This is a genomic window from Yersinia aldovae 670-83 (genome assembly GCF_000834395.1).
GTDB lineage: Bacteria > Pseudomonadota > Gammaproteobacteria > Enterobacterales > Enterobacteriaceae > Yersinia > Yersinia aldovae.
This window is the reverse complement of record NZ_CP009781.1, coordinates 1,432,841-1,446,463: the sequence shown is the minus strand read 5'-3', so window position 1 is coordinate 1,446,463 and position 13,623 is coordinate 1,432,841. Positions and strand designations below refer to the sequence as shown.

Below are 13,623 nucleotides of genomic sequence, written 5' to 3'. Positions count from 1 at the left end.
GAGGTTATTAGGCTTTAACCTGTACTTTCATACCTTGAAACTCAACAATTTGGTCAGCCAGGATCTTGCAGCGCTTACGCGTTTCTACATTCCCGTCGACTTTTACCTGCCCATCAGCGATGGCGGCTTTTGCTGATGCACCGCTATCATTCCAACCTTGCAACTTTAATAAGTCACATAGCTCGACGTGCGGGTGTTTTTCCAAATGAAAAATATCCATTACTGTCCTTTCACTCTATTTTCGTTGATGTCGTGATATTCCTCGCAGGCTTGCAAGGTATTTTGTATCAGTGTCGCAACGGTCATCGGCCCGACGCCACCGGGAACCGGTGTAATCCAACCCGCACGCTCAACAGCGACATCAAATTCTACATCGCCGACTACTTTACCACTTTCAAGGCGGTTAATGCCGACATCAATCACGATTGCACCGGGTTTAATCCACTCACCGGGAATAAAACCGGGTTTACCGACGGCGACCACCAATAAATCTGCATTTTCGACATGCTGGCGCAGATTGTTAGTAAAACGATGGGTGACGGTAGTGGTGCAGCCAGCCAGCAACAGCTCAAGGCTCATCGGGCGGCCAACAATATTGGATGCGCCCACGACGACAGCGTTCAGACCGTAAGTCGGGATGTCGTAACGCTCCAGCAGTGTCACTATACCGCGTGGGGTGCAAGGGCGCAGTTTAGGCGCGCGCTGGCATAAGCGACCCACATTATACGGATGGAAACCATCGACGTCTTTATCCGGATGGATACGTTCCAGTACTTTGACATTATCAATGCCAGCAGGCAGTGGCAGCTGTACCAGAATCCCATCGATTTCAGTGTCGTCATTCAGTGAATCAATTAATGCTAGCAGCTCGGCTTCCGTAGTGGTGGTCGGCAAGTCATAAGAACGTGAGACAAAACCTACCTCTTCACACGCCTTACGCTTACTGGCGACATAAATTTGTGACGCTGGATTTTCACCTACCAACACAACAGCAAGGCCGGGAGCACGTTTACCCGCAGCTAAACGTTTCTGTACTAACGCAGCTACTTCGTTTCGTACCTGCTGCGCAATCGTTTTACCATCTATAATTTTCGCTGACATCAGTGGAAGGGTCCATCAATTAAAAAAGCGGGAATGCGCCTATTTTGTCAGAAGCGGGGCGTGCTGTCAGGCGTATAATAACGATTAATTAACGATTAAATAGCCAGTTGATAAACCATAAGGCGAAAACCCATTGACTCAAAAGCGACTGCCCGTATAATCCAACCCGCAACTGACTACCGGCAGCGTCCTATGCTGCGGTAAATATCAAATGCGCCCTTAGCTCAGTTGGATAGAGCAACGGCCTTCTAAGCCGTAGGTCACAGGTTCGAATCCTGTAGGGCGTACCATAAAAATCAATGAGTTACCCTCTATTTACCCCCTAATTATCAGCAACCTTTTTTAAAAGTGCCAGATTAGTGACATTAATCCCCATTACCTCGTCAATTTTACGCGCATGCTCAGTTAGATGGTTTGGTGACAAGTGAGCATATCGACGTACCATTTCGATACTCTCCCATCCTCCCATTTCTTGGAGTGCTGATAGTGGCACCCCGGCTTGAACTAACCAGCTCGCCCAAGTGTGCCGCAAATCGTGAAAACGGAAATCAGTGATTCCTGAGCGCTTTAATCCAGTTCTCCATGCTGTATTATCATCAACGCGCATTTTCCTAACCTCATCGGTTTTTGTTCCATCTGCCCGGTGCCATGCCGAGGTGTGGACAAACACATATCTTGAGTGTCGACCTATCTGTTCACGTAACACCTTACATGACATATCGTTCAGAGCTACGCCAATTGCCTTGCCCGCTTTAGCGTTCTCTGGGTGAATCCATGCAACCTTTCTTTGCATATCGATTTGCGACCATTCTAGATCCAGAATGTTCGACCTTCGAAGCCCGGTAGCCAGAGAAAATACCACTACAGGGCGGAAGTTCTCAGGCATACAATTGATTAAGGTTACAGCCTCATCTTTTGTCAGCCAGCGTATTCGCTTGCTCTGTGGTTTTCTGGTCTTGATAACTGGCGCTTTAGCTAACCACTTCCATTCGTCTGCTGCTGCCCGCAACAGGCTGCGTATAAATGAAAGGTGCTGGCTTCTTGTTGCCGGTGAAACCTGTTTTTCCACATAGCCAGGTATTGGTTTTTTCTTCCTTAATGCTGCATCCCTTTTCGACTCCCAGATTTGCCTATGCTTCCTATTTGGCATTCTGGACACCGCTTTCATGATCTTATCTTCAGTGATACTGGATATTGGCATCCCAGAAAAATGACCGAGGAAAAACTCAATCTTCGTTCGGTCATCATCCAGCGATCGCTTATGCTCTTTTTCTGTCAGCCAACGCAAACATGTTTCATCAAAAGTGTGTTCAGCTATTTCACCTAGCTTATCCACCCTCCATGCATCTGCCCTTAACTGATCGAAGAGTTCCTGCGCTTGTTTCTTGTCTGCCGTACCAAGGCAGCGTCTAACTCTCTCCCCGTTCGGGCGAACGAAATCACAGTACCACTTTCCGTACCTTTGCTTGAGCGCCATACAGATTCCTTCTCTGCTTGGCCGTTTTCTGCATTCACGGCCTGATTGTGTTGGTTGCTGTGGATATATTCAAGACATGCTGATTTCAGAATTTCAAAACTTCCGCCGCCATTAGCTCCGCTCTTGCCCGCTTTTAGTCGCTTATTTTTTATTAGTAAGCGGACGGTTCGCGGGGATTTTCGCAGGTAGGCGGCGGCCTGTGGCAAGTCGAATAACTCATCATCAAGCCGAATGTCATTCATATCTGGCCTCTTATCTCTTTATCAATCTGACGGACGAAATAACTCAACCAGCGCTTCGCTGTAAAAGTTTTCGGCTGAATCTCAATGGGTAGGGCGGTGATTTTTTTGCGTGGCGGTTGAGGATTTTGGTGAAGTGCTTATCGTGTTCAGATATTGGATATTTCTTTCTGGCTTCGATTATTTCAATTCGGCAGTCTTTGGCGACCGACCTAATAGCATTCTCTATTGTGGTTTCCATTTCGGGACCGCCTCATCAATCGAAACCAGCCGCCGCTCTGCCACTGTATCGACGCACTCATCAAAGTCAGAGGTGTACGCATCAAGTAGCTGCTCGCGGTCCTGATATTTATGCATTCCATCCCACCATAATTTCTGACCGGTACCGCGAACTACCGCTAGCCGTTTAGCCCACTGTGGCGCGCTGTCGAAATCATTGGGTGCGCCTGATAACTGCTTCCATTGCATCATCCGAACATCCCCCTAACAGCTTCATTCTCAATTATGTAAATGCTAGCCACCACCAACCAAGCGATGATGACGATAAAGAACCAGGCACCGTATGATATTTTTGGTAGTTTCATGCTGCTTTACTCCCAGTTAATATTTCTTGCCCAATCGCTTTCAGATGTGGAGCATTAGCCTGGAAAGCTGCTTCAGCGAAACCTCGTGGAGTAGCGCTTCGAATATTCTTCACTCGCTCTGACTTCCCGCCCAGTTTTAGATGCTGAGTTGAATAACCTTCAGGTACAGGAACTGGCAACTTATTCGGCATCACAAAGCCCCCCCCAGTCCATAAACAGGTCTTCTTTGGATATGCATCACGCGGAGCAATGTAATCTGGGTATGTTGGATGAACGTCATCAACTGGCAGGTAGCCGCCGTAATCACTTGGATTGAAAATGAAATTAGGCTTTCCAAATATGCCACTGAAAACACTTACTGGATTTTCGAAGAACCACGGTGCTCCGGTTATTTCGCCAATCATTCGACATTGTTCAGCAACGAGAGCGGCCTTAGCCTGAAAGTGGGTGTCCGCATTGCGTTTCTTTTCGAAGTGAGCAGCACCACTGACAGCTACGTCAGTACATGGTGGAAAACCTGCCACGAATACGATTTCTTCATTCCGGATAACATCACCCAAAGCTCTGGAAGCTGCCAGTACTGTATCTGGCCACTTTCGTATTCTTTCCTGGTCACTTTTCTCAACATGCTGCGGGTCAATTAAGATTGCATCATACCCAGACGCAACCCACGGCCCCGCCATGATTCCTGTCAGGTCGCACAGGCAAATAATCGTTCCTCTGCTCATGCCGCCATCCCCTTTCTGCGCTCATCAATCTCAAAATCATCACGACACCCAGCATCACAGAACAATCCACGCTCTATCGGCTGGCGACACTCTGAGAAGTGGCATAATCCGGTGAATGTCATCGTCGGCTTGCGGTTCGCGATACCAATATCAATGTTGAGCTGTTCAAGCTTTTGGGCCTGGTCGATTTCGTCGCACATTACGCCACCTCGTCATTTACCGGTTCTGATGTGAAATCTTTCAGCGCCTTCTCACACGCAAGGCTGACGCGAGTAATGTGCTGCTGCATGGCTTGTAGTGATTCGATGTCTGATTTCATAACGCCGCGCATAATCAATGCGGTAATAACTTGGCTAAGTTTTGGGTAATAGCCGACAGATTTTTCATAAGTCTGCCCGGCATATTTACTCTCTTTGCCAAACACATTTTTCTGGCTGAGGGTGAACTGATATTCGTCACTAGTAATAACGTAGTTTTCTATTTCGATACGCATAGGGATACTCCAGATAGTGAAATCCGTTTCTGATAGTTCCGTGGTGGGGTTAAAACGAGTTAGCGATACACTTCGCTGCACATGAGCACAACGTTGGGCCTGCGCTCTTTAATCAGCGCTGAAGTGGTCAGGCATTCGGATTGAGTAGGGTATATATCTTCTGTGACTGGTAGGGCATCACAGGCATCAAAGCCGCATGAGCTGACGAGAAGAACAAAGCCGATTAGCATTAGGCACCCGACATTTTTGCTTTCAAGGCGAGTAGAAGATTAGGTTTTGAATCTTTCCAGTTCGCAGGGATATTTGAATTTTCTGTACCTCTAGCTGATTCAAATCCGCGCCAGAATGCTTTGCGCATAAATTCAGTAATATCCTCCACACCCAAACCCGCCGCTGGCTTGGCTGCTGTGAATAGCGGGATGCCCTCAAATGCGTTATATGGAGAAATACAGCCAAGGTCGCCCGTTGACAATGCGTACAAGTCACTGTTTCCAACATACCCAACAGGCGGCAACGCTTTCAACTCTGCAAGTTGCTCACGCAGTGATAGCAGTTCAGCTTCTGCTGATTCTGCGCGCTTCAATAATTTGAGTGCGTCAAACCCCGCCATTCTTAAGTCATATGGCTTTGGCTTCCACTCACCTCTTGCGATTTTGGTCCAGTCATCGCTGGTCAGTTCTTCACTCAGCATCTGCATTCCCCTCTACCAGTGTGAATGTTTTGCAGCCACAATTGGGGCAGCAATTGTCAGTCCAGCCGCTTTTATTTCGCTTCCCTATCAACTCATCTTTAGCGTGAGCTTTGCGGCAGCGACGGCATTTGAATTTCTGCATCACTCCCCCTCCACCGTGAAGCCAGCTGCTTTGATTGCTTTGGTAATGTAGTTTCGGCTCATAACATCTGACGTATTGAGCACCACGGGATTAGCTAGTTTTTCTCTCAGCTCTTTGGCTTCGTCGAAGTAGCGATCTAACTGCACACCTATTTCCCTTGACCACTGTTCCCACGTAACAGGCCAAAGTGGGCCGCAACCATTCGGGCATGGCTCCGTTTTGTTATCGCCGGGGCCAGTAGTACCAGATGCCATATAGAGATTTGTTTTAGCTAACTGGAAGCTACATTTTGCACAGCATAAAACACCGGGCACTAGAAGCCTCTCGTTTGCCGCTGATAACGCTGCTTCTGCTGCCAAGCGTTTTCTGAACTGAGCCTTTCGACTAGCCTTGATGTTATGAATGGCTAAATCCTTCATATAAAGCTGATGTTCTGCATTCGCTAAACGTTGCTGGAATTCCTGATTAAGCAAGTCATCACGCTCTTTCTGCGCCGCTTCCAGTTGGGCTATCAGTGCAAGTATTTCCGAGGGTGAACAGTGCCCGATAAATTTTGATACCGCTTCGCTATAGCCGTCTGCGTTTAACGCATCCTCGAATCCCGTCCATCCGTGGAGATTTGCTCCCAACGCCGCTTTCTTCAATTCTTCGATGTTATTCATCAATTGTTACCCCTCAGGCTGTGCGTTTATTCCAAGCGCGTATTGCCATGGCGATTTTACCGCTTCCAATCATTTGGGCGCTCTGAGCGTCGCAGCAGTGACAGCGCACGATAGCCGAACGGTCGGGGCAATCTTCTTCGTACTGAGCGAAGGCTTCTACATTAGTGGACCCGCAGAATGGGCATGGCTTAAGTTTTTCATCAGTATTTTCAGACATAACTGTTTCCTCAGCAGATTGACTGCCGGTAATGGGTTATAGGGTGATGTTGTTTTTCTTGGCCCAATTAACGAATGACTGAGCGCCACCTGTGAATGTTTTGTTCTTGAGCGTCCAGCGTCCGGTTGTCATGTAAAACATCACCGTTCCTACACTGGTCGTGAACTTAAGAGAGCCATTTGATTGCTCCGCTTCCGTTCTGATTCCTGCATCCTTTAGTTGCTGCCGATTACGAGCTGCGCCAGTAAGTTTCCGCTCTTTATCTACTTGCCTGTGCTGGTCGAATACCTCACGCATATCTCCCATGAGAATTCCTTTATTTAATGGGGTGGGGGATTAGGCTGCCAGTCCGTTGGCAGCAAGTGACAATTTCAGATTTGAGTTAATCCGCTCAGCAGTCCGTTGCGCTATAAATGGGTTTTTAATGACTTCGTTGTAAGGGGTAATCCATCCGTGGTGCTTACTTGAATAAACGAGGGTTATATTTCCGACAGTGATATTGTCGTGAGCGTGGGTCATAGATACCTCACATTGGCACCTCTTCCATTTCAGACTTGCGGATGCCGTAGATGTCGGTAGCCTTTTCGAGTTGTTCCTGGTGGGCTGCAAGAACGCGCTGGGTGTACCTGAAGAACTTTTCCAGCTCTTCTACTGACTTGGCGTTGCTGGCTGCGCTGGTAAAGTCAGCAAGTAGGGCATCAGGTGAGCGCTCATCTACTTTTGTCGTCTCCAACTCTCCCTCTATTGGTTCCGCTTTCTTGGTGTTGATCATCTTGTTCAGGTCGGCATTGGTGCGTGGCGTTACATCTCGCTCAGGCTTTGGCTTTCCGTCCAATTCGTCAGTGGAGTAAACGCCGAGAATAACTTCGGGGCAGTACAGGCGCGACCAGCGCTTAACAGCAAGGTAGGCAAGTTGTTGCTTCGGGTCGCTGGCCCACAGCGTGGAATTTCTCACTTGGGCCTGAGAGAGCAATAACTCCAAGACGCGTGGTTCATCCTCGCCTTTCATTGTGGCCCAGACTCGAATGCCAAGCCCCTTCTCATCTGCCAGCGTCCAGTCTGGTGCTATGTATTTATTTTCTTTTGGCGATACTTTTTCTGCAAACTTGCCGATCACGTTTTCCCACGGGCCAAACCAGTCATAGTGAATCCGGTCTTTGGTGGGGGCCATCGCGTAAATCACCGCGTTAACGAGCTGCGCCTCATAACCCAGGGTGCCGCTAACAACGTGAGTCTTTTGAGCAACTACGAATGGGTTCATGCCCCACTGAACAGCTTGCATTGCCACTGCCATGCAGTCCGCTTTATTGCCAGCGAGGTGAGATGGGATAGTTGATCGCCCACTTGCCATGAGTGTGGCGAAATTCTGAATTGCCATCAGGTTTTGAGGGCTGAAAATCGCTACGTTTGCATTGGTAATGGCGGGTTCATTGCTTAGTTCGATGTTGGCGATGTCAGTCATTGTTCTTTTTCCTTGCCCATGCAGGGCGGTAAATGGTTTCTACACCGCCCCATTCGTTGCTGAGTCGGCATTCGTGATAGGTTTGCAGGTTCTTTCTGTACAGGTCATGCCCGGCGGCCACATCGTCAGCATCGAGCTGAAATACGCGGGTTGGGTATCGTCCACAGTTAATGGTTTCGCTTACTGCGATAAACAGAAATGTCGGATATTCGTTGAAGTGATTGAGATAACCGTCCCGGTACATAGCGTCCTGCACGTGATACCGGAATTCTTCGATGTGTCGCGAGAAACGATCCATGTCAGCCACTTTTTTCACATCCACTATGATTGGCTGGTTGGTTAGAAACTTGTCCGGTCGGATCCGGCATAGTTCTGATGTTTCTTCATCCGTCCAATAGATTGAAGATTCGCAGTATCCTTCTGCTTCTAAAAAGTATCTGGCCGCAGGGTGGGCCATTGCACTACCTTGCATCAGTTCCAGCTTCCGGTGCTGTTCAAAGTCCATTACGGTCTTCCCTGACTCTTCGCACTCTTTCAGAAAATCCTTTTCTGCTGCCTTACCGTCAGTTGTGCGCCGGTTGAATTCTGGCGCTTTTATAAATCGCTTATCGAACTCATCAGGCTCAAGTAACAGGCAGTGGAGTGCCGTTCCCATATCCAGCGCCTTGAGCTTTTCCGTGTCTACTGGCGCTGTTTTCTTCCATGTGAGTATTGCGGGGTTAATAGCCACATCATCCAGTTGCGACTTACTTACCCCCGGCCCCGAGTGATAATCCTCGTTTGATATATCTTGATAGTGGCCTGGTTCCATCACGCCGCCTCATCGTGTTCAGCCAATCGCCGCTGTATTTCCAGCGCCTGTTGCCATTTGGCATTCTCAAATAGGACGTTGTAGAGTGCGGTGTCGAGTCCCTCGAAGTCATACTCATCAACTAAGATATTGAAAGCTTCACGGTCGAATTCAGGGAGGTGTTCAAAGGTTTTAATTAGCTTATGAACCCTAAGGGCCTTTTCCTGCCTCTCTGCGACTAGCCCAGCTTGCTCTAAATCTTGCTCGTTCAATGAGCTATAAAGCTTCCTTGCTTCGGTAATGTCTGTGGGTGTCATAGCGGATTACCTTTCTGTTGAAATATGCTGAGAAACCAGCGGATCCACGGATTTGCGTTTTTGACTTTTGGCTGGTGTTGGAAATAGCGACCCATGACGGCATCGCCAGTTAGTACGAATTGGTACATGAGTGGCTCCTGAAATTTAAGTTTGATTAGTAAGTGATGCGAACTGAGGCGATGAGGTTCTTAGCGATAGCTGCTACACATTTCTGTGCGCAATCTTCTGGCAATCCATTTGCAATTAAGTCGGCCACCGCTTGGCGGTTGATGGTGCGACGGTGTTCTACGTCAGCCGCGCGCTTGGCTGCTTCATCAGCAACACGTTTCTCTTCAGCCAGCCGGGCATCTTCTTTCTGCTTGGCTTCACGTTGAACTCGTTCAGCTTGCTGCTGTGCTTTAAGTTGCTCGGCTGCGATAGCTTCCTGCTTCTCGCGCTCGGCACGGTCAGACTGCTCCTTGGCATCACGCTCGGCTTTGGCTGCGGCATCCTTGGCGGCCTGTTCTGCTCGTTCCTGAGCTAGTTTTGCATCACGTTCACGTTGTTCGGCGGCTTCAATATCACGTTTGGCTTTTTCTTCAGTTTCCCGCTTGGCTTTCTCTGCTGCCTGTTGAGCAATGAATTCTTCATGGGCTTTCCGCAGGCGTTCAACTTCATCAGCTTTTGCTTTGGCGTCACGGTCGAAAGCGTCATTCATCAGCAGGGCCATCTCATGGGCCACTTCAATTTCTGCCGCTAACTGCTCAGCTTTCTTCTTGGCTTCAGCTTCCTGCTTTATCCGTTCTTGTTCGGCTTCCCATTCAGTGAGCGGTCGGCGCGTTTCGTCGCGTATTTCATCGCATTCAATGGCAAAGCGGCGAAGTTCGGCCTCAATAATTTTCGGTTGCTCTTTCAGGTGGCGAAGGTACTCACGGCCCGGCTTTTCGATTGCTGTCTTGCTGCGTGATGCACTGGCTGCAAGTGATGCTATCCGTGCTCGGCCCTTTGCAGTCGTTACATCTGGAACTTCATTAACTGCCTGACGAATCTGGTTGAGGTATTTATCAAGGCCGTTCGTGACGTACAGTGTCGGGTAGGATTCAGGCTTAATGTCGATTACCACCAAGCCGGTGTTTTCGTCTGCCATGTAACCTCCTTAGAGGCTTGCTTCGTAAAATGCCTTAACAGCAGCTTCGAACTTTTTGAAATCAAATGACCCAGCATCACCAGCCGAATCGGATTCAATCCAAATTGTTCCATCTGCATAATTTGATATTGTGAAATCGCCAATTTTCACTGCTTTTGACTTTCCACTATCAACGGATGGGTTTGTGTCTGTGTTGGTAAATAAAATGCTCATGCTCATTTCCTTGTGTTTAGCCCACAGCAAAACACCGACAGTTGTCAGGCTTACTCTGGGGGTTGGTGGGGGTGGGGAGGGCTAAGAGTTAGCGATTACCGGAACAGTGCAGTTATCAATCGCCCATTTACACCAGTATTCAAGCCAAATAACTCGGCAGTAAGTGCCGTTAATGTCTGTATAAGGCTGCATAGTTGCTTCGATATTTGGATGTTCGCTTTCCAAATCAGCCTTTGACTTAGATATTCTTTCCAGTAATTCTTTTGTTACCAGCCTCACTCCTGGGTGACCACCAATTAAGTGACCGCCGGAGAAAAACACATCGTATAGCCCCGCACTTTCAAGGTGATTTGACCACGAACTGTATGACGGCCATCGCTGATTAGTCCCGTCTGTTGGCTCCCCATATGCTGGAGAACCTTCAATGGCTACACCTTTTGCTGAGAAGTTAATGCAAGAGCACTCAACACTGTCTTCTGGAGCAGCGTCTATGCTTAACTCTCCAATTGTTATGCTATATCCCATATCTCACCCTCTCGCCTCAATCATTGCTTCAGGAATTAAATTAACAGTGACATTGAAGCCGGGGTAATCTCGGGCCTCATCTAAATCATCAACAACACGCTGCTTAAGGTCGTTAACTTCTCCGTCAAAATAATTATCAAGCTCACGCTGCGTTACAGTAATCTCGATTTCCATACATCACCTCATCTAGTGGTCTTATTGCTGCCACCGGTTAAGTGGCAGGGGTAAGGGCACTAAGTCAAAAGAATCCAAGCAGAGCGCCTAGTGGGGCTACGAAAATACCGATAATGCGAGCTACCTGCATACCACCCCATTCAGCAACGACAAATCCGTAGGTGACCATTTTGTAGATGTTTGCTATGTATCCACCCACTGCCAGAAATATCAGCACATAAAACCCAATTATTAACTTTTCCACCATCATTCATTCCTCATTTACCCGCCAATAAAAAAGGCCGCGTTATGCGACCTCGTTAATCTTCTTCTATGGTTACGATTTCTATATCGTCCGGTACCTGAATGGTGAGTAGCGTGCTATACCCATGTTCGTAAACTGAGTAGCTAACAGGCCAATCAGGTATCGCCACGCCTTCGCCTACTTGAGCAATACCCACGCTCCAAAGTCCACTGTCCAGATATTGACCAATAACCAACACCTCGCCCTCGGAGGATTTCAGGTGATATTTGCCAACGTCGTCGAAGCAACCTATTTCTTCACGGATGTCTCCTTCGCATTCAAACAGGTCATCACTTGCACCATAAAAACGTAACTCTTTCATCTCTTACCCCTTAACTATGTGGTGGGCTTCTAAATAAGCGGTATGCTTTTGCCGATGTTGATGATTAATTGTCGAACCAGAAAACGATTCGGTGGTTGTCGCCGTCAACACCATTAAATGATGAAATAATTGAATCAAGACAATTCGCCATGATAAAAGCCGCTGGTACGTCGATATCGAAATCAACATAACTGCTACTGCCACCCATGCGGCAGTATGGGTAAAGAAGGTTCCAGTCTGGGCTGCCAGATCGGATGCTATCTTGAAGCTTTTTAAGTTGATCTCTTTCCATCATGCCGGTGACATTGATGCTCGCCCTCTGGATAAATTCACTCATATCCTTGAGTTCATGCAGATACAAATAGCTGTGAGAGTGACCATCACCTTCCCAGCGAGCGCTATTGTCTGCAACCTCTTGGCAGGCATTAAAAGGTATTCCGCGCTCTTTGAATGCGAATGGTATTTCACAGCGAACGCCCTTACTTAAAAGCCCAAACAATTTGTAGTTGCGGTCAGTGAATCTATTTCGCCATGGGACTTCAAAGTAAACACCGTCATCGCCGTCGTCTTGCTCTTCCCATACATCAGCTGTAACCCAATCCCCTGAGACTTTTTTCTCACGGTATAAATGAATGTCGCATCCCATTATTAAATCCTCGGTGGAGCCCTAACGGGCGGTTAATGATTCTGACTTACGGAAGCCTGCTGCAAACTTAGCCACTTCTGGCAAACAGATATTGTCCGCGCTTGGCTTCTCACTGCTGCGAATTGGAACCGGCATCGTTGCTTTGTATACCCTCGATGTGCAGCCTGTAAGAGCTATAGCTATGTTCTTTTCTAATCGACCCTCTGCTGCACATTTAGCTCTGTAACGAGCCGTGCGTCGCTCTCTCGAATTCATGGTATGTCTCCGGTGATTGGCTTTGGTACTGGATGCGCGGCACCACATCATTCTTCCCGCGAGGTTGTTTTTGAATCATCCAGTCCAAAGCCAACTTCTCTTTGGTGCCCTCGTATCAGGGCAATCTAATTGTTAAATAAGCAGCCTGTCGTCCTGACTGGCGCGGCGTGTAGTTCCGTTTGCCGCATCGATGTTTCGTTTCGATGGAATGACTATAGCAATGCGTATTATTAATAGCAATACGTATTAAGAATAATTCAATAGCATTAGCTATAACTTAATGTTTTGAAATGGTATTTATTTAGAAAAAATCTATAGCTAGGCGAAATATCGGTGGTATCTAAGAATGGAAATTAACAATACGGATATTGTTGATTTTTTTGTGACTGGGCTAAAGTATAAAAAACACTGGATGCATAAACAGTGATTAGGGGTGTGACAAATGGTTGCCTCCTCGGGTTATACGATGGAGGGCATAATGGTTTACATATTACGAAGGGTTAATACAGGGGAGTATGAGGGGTACACCCTGAACGATCAGGGCGTTGATGACTATCTTCTGAGGTCACGAAGTATGAAAATTGCTACACCTACCAGCTCAGCTGACAGAGATAGATCAATTAGTGGGATGCGTGAGTCATCCACCGATAGGTATCCATTGCTACCACCGTCAAGGAACCGGTAAACAGATGCTGACCCGCCATTTATGGCTACAACTAGATCATTGGTACCAGGCTTTAATGATGTGTCTACGATAACAATAGAGCCAGCAGGGGCCTCGCCACATCCGCTATTTCTATCTAGGATATAAGCCCTCCAAGATGGAGTTACCTTCCCATCAGGAGCCACTACGGAATCATTAGTCTGTCCCGCAACCGTCCAAACAGGGACGTAGCTATTGTTATCAATCCTATCAACTCTTGGCGTGGGATTATTACCTTCCATATCACCAACACCATTCGCCAGCCACTCCGCGTTCACGTTTAAAGCGTTAGCAATATCTACTAATTTCTTAGTTCCTTTGGCCTCTCCTCTGATTAGCCTCCAGATTGTTGGCTGAGAAATTCCTGATGCCTTAGCTAAGGCACCTTGAGTCATATTTCCGCGCAACTGCATCGCGATATTTAGACGTTCTGCAAGAGTAGTTTTCATACTCGTGAATCTATAGCCGAGCGT

25 protein-coding genes and 1 tRNA gene are annotated in these 13,623 nt (G+C 47.6%); 1 reads left to right on the top strand and 25 read right to left on the bottom strand.

The annotated features are described in order from the left end of the window. Positions 1-7: 7 nt before the first annotated feature. A complete protein-coding gene (gene ybcJ / locus AT01_RS06750) occupies positions 8-220 on the bottom strand; it encodes a ribosome-associated protein YbcJ (RefSeq protein ID WP_004390634.1) in 213 nt (70 codons plus the stop codon). After that, the gene (gene folD, locus AT01_RS06745) at positions 220-1,101 is read right to left on the bottom strand and encodes a bifunctional methylenetetrahydrofolate dehydrogenase/methenyltetrahydrofolate cyclohydrolase FolD (RefSeq protein WP_042546584.1); all 882 of its coding nucleotides are present in this window, start codon (positions 1,099-1,101) and stop codon (positions 220-222) included. The genes ybcJ and folD overlap by 1 nt, the downstream gene beginning before the upstream one ends. Before the next feature lie 213 nt (positions 1,102-1,314). Here folD and AT01_RS06740 point away from each other — a divergent pair. Beyond that, positions 1,315-1,391, top strand: a tRNA-Arg gene (locus tag AT01_RS06740). Positions 1,392-1,423: 32 nt separating this feature from the next. Here the strand turns inward: AT01_RS06740 and AT01_RS06735 are convergent. The 23 genes from AT01_RS06735 to AT01_RS06645 form a co-directional block, all read right to left on the bottom strand. Beyond that, positions 1,424-2,578: a tyrosine-type recombinase/integrase gene (locus AT01_RS06735; RefSeq protein WP_042546583.1), complete on the bottom strand. Its 1,155-nt coding sequence runs from the start codon at positions 2,576-2,578 to the stop codon at positions 1,424-1,426. A gap of 464 nt (positions 2,579-3,042) precedes the next feature. Further along, positions 3,043-3,288 (bottom strand): hypothetical protein, encoded by a 246-nt coding sequence (locus AT01_RS06730; RefSeq protein ID WP_042546582.1) that lies wholly within the window; start codon positions 3,286-3,288, stop codon positions 3,043-3,045. A 109-nt stretch (positions 3,289-3,397) separates the two neighbouring features. Further along, on the bottom strand, positions 3,398-4,129 hold the full coding sequence (locus AT01_RS06725) for a hypothetical protein (RefSeq protein ID WP_042546581.1): 732 nt from the start codon (positions 4,127-4,129) through the stop codon (positions 3,398-3,400). Continuing rightward, positions 4,126-4,329, bottom strand: coding sequence for a hypothetical protein (locus AT01_RS06720; RefSeq protein ID WP_042546580.1), 204 nt, complete (start codon positions 4,327-4,329; stop codon positions 4,126-4,128). The genes AT01_RS06725 and AT01_RS06720 overlap by 4 nt, the downstream gene beginning before the upstream one ends. Continuing rightward, on the bottom strand, positions 4,329-4,622 hold the full coding sequence (locus tag AT01_RS06715) for a DUF5405 family protein (protein ID WP_042546579.1): 294 nt from the start codon (positions 4,620-4,622) through the stop codon (positions 4,329-4,331). Before AT01_RS06715 ends, AT01_RS06720 begins: the two co-directional genes overlap by 1 nt. A 229-nt stretch (positions 4,623-4,851) precedes the next feature. Beyond that, positions 4,852-5,313, bottom strand: coding sequence for a hypothetical protein (locus tag AT01_RS06710; protein WP_042546578.1), 462 nt, complete (start codon positions 5,311-5,313; stop codon positions 4,852-4,854). A 141-nt stretch (positions 5,314-5,454) separates the two neighbouring features. Beyond that, on the bottom strand, positions 5,455-6,117 hold the full coding sequence (locus AT01_RS06705) for a hypothetical protein (protein WP_042546577.1): 663 nt from the start codon (positions 6,115-6,117) through the stop codon (positions 5,455-5,457). Positions 6,118-6,130: 13 nt separating this feature from the next. Further along, on the bottom strand, positions 6,131-6,334 hold the full coding sequence (locus AT01_RS06700) for a Lar family restriction alleviation protein (protein ID WP_042546576.1): 204 nt from the start codon (positions 6,332-6,334) through the stop codon (positions 6,131-6,133). 36 nt (positions 6,335-6,370) lie between these two features. Beyond that, on the bottom strand, positions 6,371-6,640 hold the full coding sequence (locus AT01_RS06695; RefSeq protein ID WP_042546575.1) for a hypothetical protein: 270 nt from the start codon (positions 6,638-6,640) through the stop codon (positions 6,371-6,373). A 30-nt stretch (positions 6,641-6,670) separates the two neighbouring features. Then, the gene (locus tag AT01_RS20630; protein ID WP_071841498.1) at positions 6,671-6,853 is read right to left on the bottom strand and encodes a DUF1317 family protein; all 183 of its coding nucleotides are present in this window, start codon (positions 6,851-6,853) and stop codon (positions 6,671-6,673) included. 7 nt (positions 6,854-6,860) lie between these two features. Beyond that, complete coding sequence (locus tag AT01_RS06690; protein ID WP_052489951.1) at positions 6,861-7,796, bottom strand: RecT family recombinase; 936 nt, start codon at positions 7,794-7,796, stop codon at positions 6,861-6,863. Continuing rightward, positions 7,789-8,607, bottom strand: a complete 819-nt coding sequence (locus AT01_RS06685) for a PD-(D/E)XK nuclease-like domain-containing protein (protein WP_042546574.1) — start codon at positions 8,605-8,607, stop codon at positions 7,789-7,791. Before AT01_RS06685 ends, AT01_RS06690 begins: the two co-directional genes overlap by 8 nt. Then, complete coding sequence (locus AT01_RS06680) at positions 8,607-8,903, bottom strand: hypothetical protein (RefSeq protein WP_042546573.1); 297 nt, start codon at positions 8,901-8,903, stop codon at positions 8,607-8,609. Before AT01_RS06680 ends, AT01_RS06685 begins: the two co-directional genes overlap by 1 nt. After that, complete coding sequence (locus AT01_RS22445) at positions 8,900-9,031, bottom strand: hypothetical protein (protein WP_268748254.1); 132 nt, start codon at positions 9,029-9,031, stop codon at positions 8,900-8,902. Before AT01_RS22445 ends, AT01_RS06680 begins: the two co-directional genes overlap by 4 nt. A 26-nt stretch (positions 9,032-9,057) precedes the next feature. After that, positions 9,058-10,029 carry a hypothetical protein gene (locus tag AT01_RS06675; RefSeq protein ID WP_042546572.1) on the bottom strand — a complete coding sequence of 324 codons (972 nt, stop codon included), beginning with the start codon at positions 10,027-10,029 and terminating at the stop codon, positions 9,058-9,060. 9 nt (positions 10,030-10,038) lie between these two features. After that, positions 10,039-10,242 carry a hypothetical protein gene (locus AT01_RS06670; protein ID WP_042546571.1) on the bottom strand — a complete coding sequence of 68 codons (204 nt, stop codon included), beginning with the start codon at positions 10,240-10,242 and terminating at the stop codon, positions 10,039-10,041. A gap of 81 nt (positions 10,243-10,323) precedes the next feature. Continuing rightward, complete coding sequence (locus AT01_RS06665) at positions 10,324-10,767, bottom strand: hypothetical protein (RefSeq protein WP_042546570.1); 444 nt, start codon at positions 10,765-10,767, stop codon at positions 10,324-10,326. A 3-nt stretch (positions 10,768-10,770) separates the two neighbouring features. Beyond that, a complete protein-coding gene (locus AT01_RS21955) occupies positions 10,771-10,941 on the bottom strand; it encodes a hypothetical protein (RefSeq protein WP_158503534.1) in 171 nt (56 codons plus the stop codon). A 64-nt stretch (positions 10,942-11,005) separates the two neighbouring features. Beyond that, positions 11,006-11,191 carry a hypothetical protein gene (locus tag AT01_RS06660; protein ID WP_144404920.1) on the bottom strand — a complete coding sequence of 62 codons (186 nt, stop codon included), beginning with the start codon at positions 11,189-11,191 and terminating at the stop codon, positions 11,006-11,008. Positions 11,192-11,240: 49 nt separating this feature from the next. Further along, complete coding sequence (locus AT01_RS06655; RefSeq protein ID WP_042546568.1) at positions 11,241-11,546, bottom strand: hypothetical protein; 306 nt, start codon at positions 11,544-11,546, stop codon at positions 11,241-11,243. 64 nt (positions 11,547-11,610) lie between these two features. After that, positions 11,611-12,192, bottom strand: coding sequence for a hypothetical protein (locus tag AT01_RS06650; protein WP_042546567.1), 582 nt, complete (start codon positions 12,190-12,192; stop codon positions 11,611-11,613). A 21-nt stretch (positions 12,193-12,213) separates the two neighbouring features. Beyond that, entirely contained in the window at positions 12,214-12,447 is a 234-nt protein-coding gene (locus AT01_RS22640) for a transcriptional antitermination N peptide (RefSeq protein ID WP_071841497.1), read from the bottom strand. 552 nt (positions 12,448-12,999) lie between these two features. Next, on the bottom strand, positions 13,000-13,599 hold the full coding sequence (locus AT01_RS06645) for a helix-turn-helix domain-containing protein (protein WP_042548527.1): 600 nt from the start codon (positions 13,597-13,599) through the stop codon (positions 13,000-13,002). Between the last annotated feature and the right edge of the window lie 24 nt (positions 13,600-13,623).

Coding starts and splice junctions, on each gene's coding strand:
- ybcJ (WP_004390634.1), bottom strand. CDS start 220: ATGGATATTTTTCATTTGGAAAAACACCCGCACGTCGAGCTATGTGAC.
- folD (WP_042546584.1), bottom strand. CDS start 1,101: ATGTCAGCGAAAATTATAGATGGTAAAACGATTGCGCAGCAGGTACGA.
- AT01_RS06735 (WP_042546583.1), bottom strand. CDS start 2,578: ATGGCGCTCAAGCAAAGGTACGGAAAGTGGTACTGTGATTTCGTTCGC.
- AT01_RS06730 (WP_042546582.1), bottom strand. CDS start 3,288: ATGATGCAATGGAAGCAGTTATCAGGCGCACCCAATGATTTCGACAGC.
- AT01_RS06725 (WP_042546581.1), bottom strand. CDS start 4,129: ATGAGCAGAGGAACGATTATTTGCCTGTGCGACCTGACAGGAATCATG.
- AT01_RS06720 (WP_042546580.1), bottom strand. CDS start 4,329: ATGTGCGACGAAATCGACCAGGCCCAAAAGCTTGAACAGCTCAACATT.
- AT01_RS06715 (WP_042546579.1), bottom strand. CDS start 4,622: ATGCGTATCGAAATAGAAAACTACGTTATTACTAGTGACGAATATCAG.
- AT01_RS06710 (WP_042546578.1), bottom strand. CDS start 5,313: ATGCTGAGTGAAGAACTGACCAGCGATGACTGGACCAAAATCGCAAGA.
- AT01_RS06705 (WP_042546577.1), bottom strand. CDS start 6,117: ATGAATAACATCGAAGAATTGAAGAAAGCGGCGTTGGGAGCAAATCTC.
- AT01_RS06700 (WP_042546576.1), bottom strand. CDS start 6,334: ATGTCTGAAAATACTGATGAAAAACTTAAGCCATGCCCATTCTGCGGG.
- AT01_RS06695 (WP_042546575.1), bottom strand. CDS start 6,640: ATGGGAGATATGCGTGAGGTATTCGACCAGCACAGGCAAGTAGATAAA.
- AT01_RS20630 (WP_071841498.1), bottom strand. CDS start 6,853: ATGACCCACGCTCACGACAATATCACTGTCGGAAATATAACCCTCGTT.
- AT01_RS06690 (WP_052489951.1), bottom strand. CDS start 7,796: ATGACTGACATCGCCAACATCGAACTAAGCAATGAACCCGCCATTACC.
- AT01_RS06685 (WP_042546574.1), bottom strand. CDS start 8,607: ATGGAACCAGGCCACTATCAAGATATATCAAACGAGGATTATCACTCG.
- AT01_RS06680 (WP_042546573.1), bottom strand. CDS start 8,903: ATGACACCCACAGACATTACCGAAGCAAGGAAGCTTTATAGCTCATTG.
- AT01_RS22445 (WP_268748254.1), bottom strand. CDS start 9,031: ATGTACCAATTCGTACTAACTGGCGATGCCGTCATGGGTCGCTATTTC.
- AT01_RS06675 (WP_042546572.1), bottom strand. CDS start 10,029: ATGGCAGACGAAAACACCGGCTTGGTGGTAATCGACATTAAGCCTGAA.
- AT01_RS06670 (WP_042546571.1), bottom strand. CDS start 10,242: ATGAGCATTTTATTTACCAACACAGACACAAACCCATCCGTTGATAGT.
- AT01_RS06665 (WP_042546570.1), bottom strand. CDS start 10,767: ATGGGATATAGCATAACAATTGGAGAGTTAAGCATAGACGCTGCTCCA.
- AT01_RS21955 (WP_158503534.1), bottom strand. CDS start 10,941: ATGGAAATCGAGATTACTGTAACGCAGCGTGAGCTTGATAATTATTTT.
- AT01_RS06660 (WP_144404920.1), bottom strand. CDS start 11,191: ATGATGGTGGAAAAGTTAATAATTGGGTTTTATGTGCTGATATTTCTG.
- AT01_RS06655 (WP_042546568.1), bottom strand. CDS start 11,546: ATGAAAGAGTTACGTTTTTATGGTGCAAGTGATGACCTGTTTGAATGC.
- AT01_RS06650 (WP_042546567.1), bottom strand. CDS start 12,192: ATGGGATGCGACATTCATTTATACCGTGAGAAAAAAGTCTCAGGGGAT.
- AT01_RS22640 (WP_071841497.1), bottom strand. CDS start 12,447: ATGAATTCGAGAGAGCGACGCACGGCTCGTTACAGAGCTAAATGTGCA.
- AT01_RS06645 (WP_042548527.1), bottom strand. CDS start 13,599: ATGAAAACTACTCTTGCAGAACGTCTAAATATCGCGATGCAGTTGCGC.